Below are 12,741 nucleotides of genomic sequence, written 5' to 3' on the forward strand. Positions count from 1 at the left end.
GGGCTGGTGGAACGACTTGGTGTTCGATAATAGAACATGCTGTTCTATTATCGCTCGTTATATCGTAATGCGGGTCACAGTGCTCTTCAAGTCATCTGACGGAGAGGGCTGGAAGGAGACGGGTTCCTGTGGTTTTTGCCCGGGGCATGTCAGGATCAGGTATGCCTCGACTGATGCTCCTGGACACAGCCTCCCTGTACTTCCGCGCCTTCTACGGTGTGCCTGATTCCATCCGGCGTTCGGACGGGACTCCGGTCAACGCCGTGCGCGGCCTGATGGACATGATCGCCCGCCTCGTTACGGACTACGAGGCCACACACGTGGTGGCCTGTTGGGACAACGATTGGCGTCCTCAATGGCGTGTTGACCTGATTCCCAGCTACAAGTCCCACCGTGTCGCGGAAATCGTTCCGAACGGCCCCGACGTCGAGGTCGTCCCGGATCCGCTCGAAGCGCAGATCCCCATGATCCGCAAAGTACTGGAGCTCGCCGGGATAGCCGTGGTGGGCGCCGATGAGCATGAGGCTGATGACGTGGTGGGTACCTACGCCAGCCAGGCAGCGTTCCCCACTGACGTCGTGACCGGCGATCGCGACCTCTTCCAACTCGTCGATGACCAGCGCGGTGTACGGGTAATCTACACAGCGCGCGGGATGAAGAACCTGGAATTGGTCACCGAGGTAGTAGTTGTCGGCAAATACAAGGTTCTGCCGCAGCAGTACGCAGACTTTGCCACCCTCCGCGGCGACGCTTCCGACGGGCTTCCCGGAGTGGCCGGCATCGGCGAAAAAACCGCAGCTGGTTTGCTCGGCGAGCACGGCACCCTGCAGGGGCTGCTGGAGGCGGCAGAGGATCCCGACGGCGGTTTGTCGGCTTCCGTCCGCGCCAAACTGTCAGGTGCCGCGGACTACCTCAAGGTTGCGCCCGCCGTCGTCAATGTTGTCCGCGACCTGCAGCTGCCGTCCTTGGAGGAAGCGGGCGCGGAACTTTCACCTGTAGCGGGCGCTGCCCGCTCTGAGCTGGAGCAGCTGGCCAACGACTGGAACCTGGGTGGTTCCGTCAAAAGACTCCTCGATGCGCTGGACCGGGTCCGCTGACGTTACCGCCCGATAACCGAACCAACATGCATTCACAGCTTCGTCATAGGTACGGGACAGGATGGTCTGGGGTTGGCCCCTCATCGTGTTAGGAGGACGGCACATTGGACCGTCCCTCAGACAACACCCGTAGCAAGGGATTGAGGAGAGGCATATGTCGAAAACCAAGAGAATAACCCTGGGGGTCGCAGCCGGAGCGCTTGCGTTGGGTGCCGGATTGGGTGTGACCAGCATCGCCACAGCAGCGACCACGCCGACGCCGAGTGCTACATCTTCCGCTGATGCGACCACTCCATCGGACCAGGGTGGAAGGCCCGGCGGGCATGGACACGGACGGGACGGCGGCAAGATTGCGTCCGAACTGGCAACCAAGCTGGGTGTGGACGAGACTAAAGTCTCCGACGCGCTGAAGGCCTTCCGCGAAGCGAACAAGCCCACCACCCCGCCTGCCGAGGGAACAGAGGGCACTAAGCCGGATCCCTCGGCCCGCGATGCCGCGTTGGCGAAGTCCCTCGCTTCGGCGCTCGGCGTTGACGAAGCCAAGGTCACCACGGCGTTGGAAGAGATCCGTTCTGAGGGGCAGGCCCAGCGTGCTGCCGCACTGAAAACCCGGCTCGACAAGGCCGTGACGGACGGAAAGCTGACGCAGGCCGAAGCCGACGCCGTAACCAAGGCCGTTGAGGCAGGCGTTATCGGAGGTGGCGGGCGCTAGTACGCCGTGACAAGCCCTTTTTGTGGCACTAAAAGGGTCCCCTGGAGTTGTCCGGGGGATCCTTTTTCGTGCCGCTGGAAGTTTTTTTAGAACCCTTGTCGATTTGACCTCGCACCGTTCGACCTATGGGTGAGAAGGTCGAAGGGCGACCTTCCACAACATAGGAGATTGAGCCAAATGGCAAAGTACATGTTGATCATGCGGGCAGACGACGATTCCTACGCCAAGTTCGAGAACATCGACTTCAACGACATCCTCGAAGCCATGGGTAAATTCAATGACGAACTGATCCGGGCGGGAGTATTGCTGGCCGCCGAAGGTCTGGAGGATCCGAAGGAGACCGTAGTGGTTGATTTCACCGGCGAAACGCCCGTAGTCACTGATGGTCCTTACGGTGAAACAAAGGAGCTCTTCGGTGGCTTCTACATCCTTGATGTCGCCTCGAAGCAGGAGGCCGTCGAATGGGCCAAGAGGGCGCCCATGACAGCAGGCACCAAAACCGAAATCCGCCGCGTAACCAGCATCGACGAGTTCCCCCAGGACAACGAATGGATTCAAAAGGAACGTGCATGGCGCGAGCAGACCGGCCAACTCTGAAACTTCGACCGGTTTTTCCCTGGAAGCGGCATCGCGCGTGAGCAGCAACGAGGCAAGGGCCGCCGTCGAGGCAGTGTGGCGGAGCGAATCTGCCCGCATCGTCGGCGCCCTTGCCCGCTATACGGGCGATTTCCCGCTGGCCGAGGACCTTGCCCAGGAAGCCCTCGCAGAAGCGATCGTGTCGTGGTCCGTCAAGGGTATTCCGTTGGAACCTGCGGGCTGGCTGCTGACTGCCGGACGACGCCGGGCCATTGACACCTTCCGCCGACGTTCCGCCCAGGACGAAAAGTACGCGCTGTTGGCCCGCGAGCTGACTGAAGAGGCGGCAGGAGCGGACGCGCTGTTCACCACGGATGCGATAGATGACGACGTCCTGGCCTTGATGTTCATCTCCTGCCATCCGGTCCTCTCGAAGGAAGCGCGAATCGCCCTGACACTGAGGGTGGTTGGTGGCATGGGGTCCGATGAAATCGCCAAGGCGTTCCTGGTTCCGCTACCTACCGTCCAGGCCCGCATCACCCGCGCCAAGAAGACCCTCGCGGCCGCCCATATACCGTTTGCCGTGCCGGAGCGCGACGAGATCCCCGAACGGCTTGGATCCGTGCTTCACGTCATCTACCTCATCTTCACTGAGGGGTCCTTCGCTTCTGCGGGGGACTCGTGGATGCGGACGGAACTCGCTGGCGAAGCACAGCGGCTGGCCCGGGTCCTTGTCCGGCTGGCGCCTGAACCCGAAGTATTCGGGCTACTCGCGCTGATGGAACTAACGGCCGCCCGATTCCCGGCGAGGATCGACGCGGCCGGGAACCCGGTACTCCTTGCCGACCAGGATCGACGGCGCTGGGACCAGTCAGCGATACGACGCGGCAGGGCGGCACTCGCGACTGCGGTGAGCACTGGACGGGGTCTTGGTACGTACGGGTTGCAGGCATCGATCGCCGAATGCCATGCCATCGCCCGCACTGCGGACGAGACAGATTGGCAACGCATTGTCGTCCTGTATGAAGCGCTGGGGCGGCTCACCGGGTCGCCTGTCGTTGAACTCAATCGCGCGGTGGCCGTGGCCATGGCCGCAGGGCCGGCTGCCGGCCTGAAGCTCGTGGATTCGCTCGCAGCCAGGGGCGAGTTGGAAGGATCTCACCTTCTGCCAACAGTGAAGGGAGAGTTGCTGGCACGGCTTGGGTGCTACGCAGACGCCGAAGAATCACTGAAACTGGCCCTCGACCGCTGCACGAACGCAGCCGAACGGACTGCCCTGGAGCGAAAGATCGCGCAACTCGGTAAGAGCTGACCGAAGTCACGGGATTGATGAATCATTCCGTGTTGCCGGCCGACGCAGTCCCGGATTCTCAGGAGAATGAAATTCCAGCCGGGTCTAGAGGCAGGGACGTCCCAGCCAGGTCTAATGCACGGCATAGTCACGTCGTGTGATGGGCAGCATGCTGGTTTTCCCGCCCGTGCTTATGTTTTGGGTGGTGTGTGGTGGTGGTTGCGTCGGGGTGTTTGGTGGGGGTCGATGTGGGGTGGGGGGATGAACCAGGGGACGCCGTTTTGGATGGTGATGCGCCAGTGTTCTTTGTGGATGAGGTGGTGGTGGTGGGAGCAGAGCAGGGTGGCGTTGTTTGTTCCTGTGGTGCCGCCTTGTGACCAGTAGGTGATGTGGTGGGCTTCGCACCAGGGTGCGGGGAGGGTGCAGTCGGGGAACGCGCAGCCGCCGTCGCGGGCGGTGATGGCTTTGCGGATGTGGGGTGGGAAGATCCGGGTGGTGCGGCCGATGTCGAGTATTTGGGAGTCGGTGCCGAGCAGGACGGGCAGGATGTCGGCGTCGCAGGCGATTTTGCGGATGGTGTTGGGGTGGATCGGGCCGGTAAAGGTCGCGGTGCCGGTACTGACAGTGTTCCGGAGGCGCGGCTGCTTCGTGGTGTTGGTTTCTTTTGTGGCGCTCGTGGTGGTGTGGGTGAGGTGTTGGAAGAGGTCGTGGTGGTCGATGGTGACGGTGAGTTGGGGTCGGAGTCCGCCGTTGCTGGGCAGTTTCCCGGTGGTCATGGCCACGGCGCAGGCTCCGATGAGGCCGTCGAGGAGTTTCTGGGCGCGGGAGCGCCGGTCCAGCTGAGGGCCGGTGGTGCCGGTTTGGGTGTTTGTGGTGTTGGTGAGTCGTGGGTTGGTGGCGGCGTTCATGGCGGTGGTGAGGGTTTCGTATTGTTCGGTGGTGGCGAAGATTTCCAGGTGGTGGAGTCCGTGGCGGCGTCGGCGTCGGAGGAACGCGCCTTGGACGTGGCGGAGGGCTTCTTCGGTGGGTTCGGGGCCGTTTTGGTCGATGTGGTCGATCCAGCGGTTGGCCATTGTGGTGACGAAGTCGGGGTCGGACTGTGTGGCGGTGGTGGTGAGGGCGTGTTCCATGCCGGTGAGGGTGTCCGGGTCGGTGAAGTGTTGGGCTTTGTCCAGGGCGGTGCTGATGATCGTCGCGGACCGGGACGGGACCTGTCCGGTGTGGAGGCCCTCGGCGAGTCTTTGACGACGGGCCGGGATTTCCTGGCCGGTCATTCCGGCCCCGGGCAGGACATCGTTCGCGAGGGCGAGCCTGCGCCGTGCTTCGCCGATCCCGATCCTCAACCGGGCCCGGAGGAACTCCGCCGCGTTCCGGTACCCATCATCCAAAACACTGCCACCACCACCAGCACCAGCACCATCAGCAGTACCCGCTTTGACGGTGCTTCCGGGGGCCGCTTCACCCGTACGACCACCGGAAGCACCACCACCGTCCCCTGAGCCACCGGCTGGTTCGGTCCACCCCGTCCGCCATTCCTGGGCGCCGGACGCCGGGGACTGTCCGGGCTGCTGTGCCGGCACCGCACGCTGCGCCTCCGTCCGGGTCCGCTCCACAGCCTGCGCCGCAACGACCTGCACGTACTCCAGCTGCCGAGACAGATCCTCTACCCGGCCCGCAAAATCAGCAGCCTCCCCAAAACCAAACAACCGGGCATCGGCAGCGACCGAACCACACAGCTCGACCAACGCCTCGGAAGCATCGTCAAGCAACTGTGCCTGTTCTGACGGACCACCTCCAGAGCCGGACGTGGGTCCGCAGCTGACAGGAAGCCGCTTACTGTTGTGATCGCTCGGGGACAAATCGCTGGAGCCTGATTGCTCGGATTGCGGATTCCCTGAACGGAAGGAAACGTCGGACGGTTCGCCCGGCCGACTGAGAACCTGCCCGTTTGTGTCCATGCAACGAGCCTGTCATGGCCCGACGCCGGCGATTAGCCCCCTCACGGGCTATGTGGAAAAGTCCGTGACTACGCCGGTCTTGGAAGCCGAAAATCCACCCATGCGGCTCCTGCTGACAGAGCCTCCAACGGCAACATCCTCATCATGCCGAGAGGGTTTCTGCCAGTACCCGTAACAGCAGTGACTGCTTACACTCAGCCAAAGCGTGTTAGATGGAAACATCCACTAAAGACAGACACGTTGGAGAAACATGCCTACCGCTTCCGCATTTGCCTCACCCTCGGCCACGGGCGACCTGACCCTGACCACCATTGAACGCCGCGAAGTTGGCCCGAACGACGTCCATATTGATATCAAGTTTGCGGGTATCTGCCACTCGGACATCCACACCGTTCGCGGTGACTGGGGTCCCCAGCAGTACCCCTTGGTGCCGGGCCACGAAATCGCCGGCATCGTTACCGAGGTTGGCGCCGAGGTGACCAAACACAAGGTCGGCGACCGCGTCGGCGTCGGCTGCATGGTCAACTCCTGCAAGGAATGCAAGAACTGCCTGGCCGGCGAGGAACAGTATTGCCTGAAGGGCAACGTGGGCACCTATGGCGCGGTGGACCGCGACGGCACCATCACCCAGGGTGGCTACTCCAGCAACGTCGTGGTGAATGAAGACTTCGTGGTGACCATTCCGGAAGGGCTGGACCTCGATGTTGCTGCTCCGTTGCTTTGCGCCGGTATCACCACCTTTTCCCCGCTGCATCACTGGGGCGCGGGTCCGGGCAAGAAGGTAGCGATTGTCGGGCTGGGCGGTCTCGGACACATGGGCGTCAAGATTGCCCACGCCATGGGCGCCGAGGTGACGGTTCTGTCGCAGTCCCTGAAGAAGATGGAAGATGGCCTGCAGTTGGGCGCGGACCACTATTACGCGACCAGTGACCCCGCCACCTTCGAACAGCTCGGCGGTACGTTCGACCTGATCATCAACACGGTCAGCGCTTCAATCGACATCAGCGCCTACCTCCAGTTGTTGACGCTCGACGGAACGCTCGTCAACGTCGGCGCGCCCGCTGAACCGCTCCCGGTGAACGCCTTTGCCTTGATCGGCGGTCGCCGTCGTTTCGCCGGCTCCATGATCGGTGGCATCCGCGAAACGCAGGAGATGTTGAACTTCTGTGCCGAGCACGGCCTTGGTGCGGAGATCGAGGTCATTCCTGCCAGCAAGATCAATGACGCTTACGAACGAGTTCTCGCCTCGGACGTCCGCTACCGCTTCGTCATCGACGCCTCCACCATCGGCTAGACCGAACGTCTCGAAAGGCCGCGCCCTCCAAAAGGGCGCGGCCTTTCGGCTGCCGGGACGCTGCCAAAAAACAGCGACAATGGTTTGGTGACTTTCAGACTGGACACCATTGGTAGGGGACTGGTCTTCGCCGACTCCATCCAGGACCTTGCAGCGGCCCTGTCGCAGCAGGGCGACGGCGGCACGGCGGTCGTGCAGGCACCGCCAGGTACGGGAAAGACCACGCTGGTGCCGCCGCTGCTGGCGAACCTCATTGGTCAGTGGCATTCCGGGCAGCCACGCGTCGTCGTGACCCAACCCCGGAGGGTCGCAGCACGTTCCGCCGCACGGCGGCTCGCTTCCTTGGACGGAACCCGGTTGGGCAGCAAGGTGGGCTACACCGTCCGTGGCGAGTCCAGGACGGGTCCGGACACGATGGTGGAGTTCGTTACTCCCGGGATACTCATCCGGCGACTCCTCAAGGACCCCGGTTTGGAGGGCGTCCAGGCGGTGGTCCTGGACGAGGTCCATGAGCGGGGCCTTGAGTCTGATCTTCTGGTGGGGATGCTCGCCGAGGTCCACGAACTCCGCGAGGACCTCACACTGGTCGCCATGTCGGCAACCCTTGATGCCCGGCGGTTCGCCGCGTTGTTGGGAACCGGGGACGACGGCGGCGGGCCGGCTCCCGTTATCGACTGCCCTTCCGCAATGCACCCTTTGGACGTTCAGTGGCGTCCGTTCCGGGAACACCGTTTGGACGAACGGGGAGTGGCCCGTGCCTTCCTCGATCACGTTGCCCGCACCACGGCGGAGGCCCACGCAGCCGCCGTGGCCGGGAACCCCGACGTGGATGCCTTGGTGTTCCTCCCGGGCGTCCGTGAGGTGTCCGACGTCGCTTCCCGCCTACGGGCGGAGGTGTCGGGGAACGTTGAGGTTCTTGAGTTGCACGGCCAAGTAGGTCCTGACGCCCAAGACCGCGCAGTATCCGGGCGGGAGCCGGGAGGCGCAGCACGGATCATCGTGTCCACGTCTCTGGCTGAGTCGTCACTCACCGTTCCGGGAGTCCGGTTGGTCGTCGACTCGGGGCTGTCCCGCGAACCGCGCAGGGATGCCGGCCGCGGCATGTCCGGTCTCGTTACCGTCTCCTGCTCACGTGCATCGGCGGATCAGCGTGCGGGGCGCGCGGCGCGGCAGGGCTCGGGTACCGTGGTCCGCTGCTACGACCAACGGGACTTTGCTTCCGCCCCTGCCCATCAAACCCCGGAGATCCTGGCCTCTGACCTGACTGGAGCGGCGTTGATGCTCTCGTGCTGGGGGGCGCCCCGCGGCAAGGGGCTGGCGTTGCCGGATACCCCGCCCTCTGCGGCCATGGACGACGCTATGGAACTGCTCAGGGAACTGGGCGCCGTGACGGAAGACGGAACAGCCACCGCCCTGGGCAAAACTCTTTCGCGCGTACCCGCCGATCCGCGTCTGGCCCGGGCCCTGCTGGACGGATCAGCAGTTGTGGGCCGACGCGTCGCGGCCGAGACGGTGGCCATGGTGGCCGGCGATCAGCGTGCTCCCGGGGCGGACTTGACCAAGTTACTGGGCTACCTGCGTTCCGGATCAGATCCCGCAGCGCGGCGTTTCGCCGAAGACGTGAAGCGGATGGAGAGCATCGCGCGGCAGGAGGCGGCCGCCGTCGTGCCCTTATCAAATGCCCGCCACATCACGGCGGCTGAGGCGCCCGGCTTCGTTGTGGCGCTGGCGTTCCCGGACCGTATGGCCAAACGCGTTACGGGGAATGGCCCGGACAGCTACCTGCTGACCTCGGGTACGCGGGCGGGACTGCCGGCCGGGAGTCCGTTGTCAGGGCACGATTGGCTGGCGGTTGCTGAGGTCTCACGCGCGCAGGGCCGCGACGCTGCCGGGACAGGTGCGGTTATTCGCTCGGCCGCGCCGCTTTCGGCGGAACTGGCCGAGGCCGCGGCCCCCCACCTCTTGACCGGGAAGGAGTACGCCACCTTTGACCAAGGTCGCGTGACCGCCCGCCTGGAACGGAGGCTTGGGGCGATTGTGCTGTCCTCAACGCCGGTACGTCCCAGCGTCGCGTCTGGACGAAGGGCAGTAGCAGAGTCCCTGGGCAAGAACGGACTATCCATGCTGCATTGGTCCAGCAACGCCGATGCGTTCCGGCGGCGTTTGGCCCTGCTCCACCGTGAGCTCGGTGACCCTTGGCCCGATGTCACGGAATCAGGCCTGTTGGCCAGGTTGGAAGAATGGTTGGCCCCCGAGTTGGAGGCGATGGCCACTGGCACTGCTGCCAGTGCCGTGAATCTTGCCGATCCGCTGCGCCGCCTCCTTCCATGGCCGGATGCCGGCCGTTTGGACGTTCTTGTTCCCGAACGCCTTGCGGTGCCCAGCGGTTCGCTGGTGCGCCTTGACTATCCGGACGTGGATGACGACGGCGGTCGTCCCGTCGTGGCGGTCAAGTTGCAGGAGTGCTTCGGCTGGGACAGCACGCCCCGGCTGGTGGACGGCAGGGTGCCCGTGCTCTTTCACTTGCTGTCCCCGGCAGGGCGTCCCCTGGCCGTCACGGATGATCTCTCGTCTTTCTGGTCCGGCCCCTACGCACAGGTCCGGGCAGAGATGCGGGGACGTTATCCCAAGCATCCCTGGCCCGAAGACCCGTGGACCGCACCGGCTACCGCCAGGACCAAGAACCGGATGTAGGGCGGCCTGCTAGGCCGAACGGTCCAGCATGAACTGGATTTCCCCGTCCACGAACGTTCCCAGGACGCGGCTTGCGGCCAGCTCGTCCGGCGCTGCGCTAAGAGGGTCCAGTTCAAGGACAGTGAAGTCCGCCCGCTTGCCCTTGGAAATGGACCCCGAAACATCCCATAGCCCTGCGGCTTTTGCTGCGTGTGAGGTGTAGCCCTCAAGCGCTTGAAGCGCCGTAAGTGCCTGGGCGGGAGCGATGGGGTCCTGCTCCGGGTGGCCCGAACGGCGCCGCAGGCGTGCGTCCGCCATGATGGGCAACGGCGGGAAAGGAGCGATGGGCCAATCGGAGCCAATCCCCAGGGCGACACCGGCTTCACGAAGATCCCGGCAGCGCCACGCCCTGTCGGCCCTCTCGGGACCGAGCCTGGTGGACCAGTTGTCGCTATGGTCGGCCAGGGAGTAGTGAGTGCAATGGGTCGGTTGCATGCTCGCCACCACCCCCGCATCCTTGAAGCGCGCCACGAGTTCGTCCGGAACGGTTTCGAGGTGCTCGATCCTGTGGACAGTCCGGCGGAGGACATCCGACGGCACAACATCGCGGAGGGACTCCATCGCCTCCAGCACGTGTTGCACTCCGGCGTCACCGATCGCGTGGGTCGCCGTCGGGATTCCGCGGGTGGCGAAGTAGCGGACGGCGGCTGAGTATTCTTCGGGCCGCGGCCAGAAGGGCGCCGTGGATTCGCCGTACAGATCGGGTTCGTAGAGCCAGGCCGTTCCGTTATCCACCGTTCCATCTACGAACAGCTTGATGGCTTCAACGGACCAGCGGCGCCCACCCTTGCCCAAGGTACGGGCGAGTTCCTTCCAGTCGTCCTCTCCGGTGCCAGGCATGCACCACGGCGCAGAGCGCAGCCGGAGCGGCAGCTCACCGTCGGCCTCGAGTGCGTGGAAGAGCGCTGCGGATTCTGCACTGTGGTCCATGATGTGGCCGCCGGTGAGTCCCGACCTCGCAAAATCCCGGAGCAATGCGGCCAGCCTCGTCTTGCGCCGGGCAAAGGACTCCTGGGGGATGTGCCGCTGCACGAGCTCCATGGCGGCGGCTTCTAGCAAGAGGCCGGTAGGAACTCCTTCGGCGTCACAGACCACTTCCGAGGCTTGCTCGAAGGCGTACCTGCCACGGACGCCGGCCACCTCCAGGGCGCGGCTGTTGGCCACGGCCGAGTGCCCGTCAAACAACCGGATCAGTGCCGGTTTGCCGCCGCTGACATCGTCCAGCATGCTGCGGTGCAAGGGCGCCGTGCCGAACGCGTTCGGATTCAGGCCCCAGCCACGCAACCACTCGTCGTCGTGTGCTGCCTGGGCGCGGAGGAGCGCCCGGACTTCATCAAGCGTCGACGCACCGGAAAGGTCCACACCGACGGTGAGGTCCAGGCCGAATACCGGATGGATGTGGCAGTCAACCAGGCCCGGCGTGAGTGTCGCGCTGCCGAAGTCCACCACGTTTGTGCCCGCCTGTCGCCAGTCGTGGGCGTCAGCGCGGCTTCCGACGGCGGTCACGGTGCCGTCGCTGACCGCGACTGCTTGGACGGGCCCACGCTGTGGGTGCTTGTCCAGGGTATGGATGGTATCGGCGAGGACGATGAGGTCAGGAATCATGGGTTTCAAAGCTTCCAATCCGGGCGAAGACGTCGGGGCGGGCAGTGCGCAGGCGGCGGGCGATCAGCAGGCCTGCGAGGAAAACGATGGGTGTGACAGACAGGAGAATGGCGTTGGTGACGGCATCGGCAAAGGTCAGCAGTTCGATGTTGACGGCGATGAGCGCCACGACCCCGAAGAGCAGGACGGCCGATGCAATGCTCACTGGAATGAGCACTCGGTTGGTCACTGCGGCGGGGTTCCGGCGCAGGTAGATGAACGCGGCCACCGAAACAAGCCCCTGCAACGCCACGATCCCCACGATGCCTGGTGTGTTGACCCAAATGAGCAGGTGCTTGTAGGGGTCGGCATTGGCCACGGCACAGATCAGGATGACGACGGCGGCCAGCACCGTCTGGATCTGTCCCGCACGGTGCGGTGACTTGTATTTCGGGTGTGTCCTGCCCAGGAAGGCGGGAAGGATCCCGTCCTTGGCCAGCATGTAGACATAGCGGTTGATGGCGTTGTGGAAGGCCAGCTGGGAGGCATAAACGCTTGTCACGATCAGCACATACATGACGACCTCGGCCCAGGGGCCTACGTACTGGTTAATGGTGGCGAAGAACATCCCGTCGGCGAGTTCACCGGCAGCAGCCACGACGTTCCCGTTGCCGAATGCCTGGATGACCGTCCACACGATGAAGGCGTAGAACACGGACATGAATCCCACGGCGATGTAGGTCGCCCTGGGGACGGACTTGTCCGGATTACGTGCTTCACGCCGGTACAGGACCGTTGATTCGAAGCCCATGAACGCCGCGAAGCAGATAGCGAGAATGGCCAGGACTCCGGGAGTGAAGGCGTTTTCGGGGGAGAAGGAAGCGAAACTGATACCTTCGGCACCTCCGCGGGCCAGGATGCCAACACCCATGATGGCGAGGATCGCGGTCTCAGCGATGAGCAAGACGCCCAGCACCTTGGCGCCGACGTCAATTCCGCGGTAGCCGAGGAACCAAACAGCCGCTATCGCGGCCAGGGCTACCAGCGGCCAAGGGACTTCCAGGCCGAAAAGCGTTCGAAGCATGGCTTGGGTCTGGACCGCGAACAGCCCGTAGACCCCGATTTGCAGACAGTTGTAGGACACGATCGCGAGGATTGCCGAGGCAAGTCCCACCGTCCTGCCCATGGCCAAGGTGATGTAGGTGTAGAAGCCGCCGGCGGCTTTGACGTGCTTGGTCATTGCCATGAAAGCGACGGCGAATACCAACAGCACCGCGCCGGCGACGACGTAGCCCATGGGGGCGCCGATGCCCCCGATTCCAATGGCTACGGGGGCCACGCCGGCCATGACGGTAAGTGGGGCCGCTGCGGAGATCACCAGGAAGGCGATGCCGCCGGTGCCGATGGCGTTCCGTTTGAGCCCGTTTCCAGCATCGGCTGCTGGCGGTCGGGTTTCCAGATCAGACATGGGGATCCTATGGGGTGAAGGGGAAAAC

General features: G+C 64.0%; 9 protein-coding genes. 6 read left to right on the forward strand and 3 right to left on the reverse strand.

Annotated features, from left to right (window positions below; all coding sequences use genetic code 11):
- Positions 1 to 146 precede the first annotated feature (146 nt).
- The 4 genes from HMI60_RS02550 to HMI60_RS02565 all read left to right on the forward strand — a co-directional run bounded on the left by HMI60_RS02550 (position 147) and on the right by HMI60_RS02565 (position 3,697).
- Entirely contained in the window at positions 147 to 1,097 is a 951-nt protein-coding gene (locus HMI60_RS02550) for a 5'-3' exonuclease (RefSeq protein WP_026267433.1), read from the forward strand.
- Positions 1,098 to 1,251: 154 nt separating this feature from the next.
- The gene (locus HMI60_RS02555; protein ID WP_018779634.1) at positions 1,252 to 1,809 is read left to right on the forward strand and encodes a Clp protease N-terminal domain-containing protein; all 558 of its coding nucleotides are present in this window, start codon (positions 1,252 to 1,254) and stop codon (positions 1,807 to 1,809) included.
- A gap of 177 nt (positions 1,810 to 1,986) precedes the next feature.
- Positions 1,987 to 2,406, forward strand: a complete 420-nt coding sequence (locus HMI60_RS02560; protein ID WP_018779633.1) for a YciI family protein — start codon at positions 1,987 to 1,989, stop codon at positions 2,404 to 2,406.
- A gap of 37 nt (positions 2,407 to 2,443) precedes the next feature.
- Entirely contained in the window at positions 2,444 to 3,697 is a 1,254-nt protein-coding gene (locus tag HMI60_RS02565) for an RNA polymerase sigma factor (protein ID WP_079581360.1), read from the forward strand.
- A 170-nt stretch (positions 3,698 to 3,867) separates the two neighbouring features.
- Here the strand turns inward: HMI60_RS02565 and HMI60_RS02570 are convergent, their stop codons facing one another.
- Entirely contained in the window at positions 3,868 to 5,634 is a 1,767-nt protein-coding gene (locus tag HMI60_RS02570; RefSeq protein WP_193590503.1) for an HNH endonuclease signature motif containing protein, read from the reverse strand.
- A gap of 250 nt (positions 5,635 to 5,884) precedes the next feature.
- Here HMI60_RS02570 and HMI60_RS02575 point away from each other — a divergent pair, with 250 nt between their 5' ends.
- Both HMI60_RS02575 and hrpB read left to right on the forward strand, forming a co-directional pair.
- On the forward strand, positions 5,885 to 6,928 hold the full coding sequence (locus HMI60_RS02575; RefSeq protein WP_039241152.1) for an NAD(P)-dependent alcohol dehydrogenase: 1,044 nt from the start codon (positions 5,885 to 5,887) through the stop codon (positions 6,926 to 6,928).
- Between the two features lie 87 nt (positions 6,929 to 7,015).
- The gene (gene hrpB / locus HMI60_RS02580; protein ID WP_193590504.1) at positions 7,016 to 9,622 is read left to right on the forward strand and encodes an ATP-dependent helicase HrpB; all 2,607 of its coding nucleotides are present in this window, start codon (positions 7,016 to 7,018) and stop codon (positions 9,620 to 9,622) included.
- 9 nt (positions 9,623 to 9,631) lie between these two features.
- Here the strand turns inward: hrpB and HMI60_RS02585 are convergent, their stop codons facing one another.
- Positions 9,632 to 11,266, reverse strand: coding sequence for an amidohydrolase (locus HMI60_RS02585; protein ID WP_193590505.1), 1,635 nt, complete (start codon positions 11,264 to 11,266; stop codon positions 9,632 to 9,634).
- Entirely contained in the window at positions 11,256 to 12,713 is a 1,458-nt protein-coding gene (locus HMI60_RS02590; RefSeq protein ID WP_079581492.1) for an APC family permease, read from the reverse strand. The genes HMI60_RS02585 and HMI60_RS02590 overlap by 11 nt, the downstream gene beginning before the upstream one ends.
- Between the last annotated feature and the right edge of the window lie 28 nt (positions 12,714 to 12,741).

The organism is Paenarthrobacter sp. YJN-D (genome assembly GCF_015040335.1).
GTDB lineage: Bacteria > Actinomycetota > Actinomycetes > Actinomycetales > Micrococcaceae > Arthrobacter > Arthrobacter nicotinovorans.

Excerpts from the sequence above, each read along its gene's own strand:
- HMI60_RS02550 (WP_026267433.1), top strand. The coding sequence starts at position 147 with ATGTCAGGATCAGGTATGCCTCGACTGATGCTCCTGGACACAGCCTCC.
- HMI60_RS02555 (WP_018779634.1), top strand. The coding sequence starts at position 1,252 with ATGTCGAAAACCAAGAGAATAACCCTGGGGGTCGCAGCCGGAGCGCTT.
- HMI60_RS02560 (WP_018779633.1), top strand. The coding sequence starts at position 1,987 with ATGGCAAAGTACATGTTGATCATGCGGGCAGACGACGATTCCTACGCC.
- HMI60_RS02570 (WP_193590503.1), bottom strand. The coding sequence starts at position 5,634 with ATGGACACAAACGGGCAGGTTCTCAGTCGGCCGGGCGAACCGTCCGAC.
- HMI60_RS02575 (WP_039241152.1), top strand. The coding sequence starts at position 5,885 with ATGCCTACCGCTTCCGCATTTGCCTCACCCTCGGCCACGGGCGACCTG.
- HMI60_RS02585 (WP_193590505.1), bottom strand. The coding sequence starts at position 11,266 with ATGATTCCTGACCTCATCGTCCTCGCCGATACCATCCATACCCTGGAC.
- HMI60_RS02590 (WP_079581492.1), bottom strand. The coding sequence starts at position 12,713 with ATGTCTGATCTGGAAACCCGACCGCCAGCAGCCGATGCTGGAAACGGG.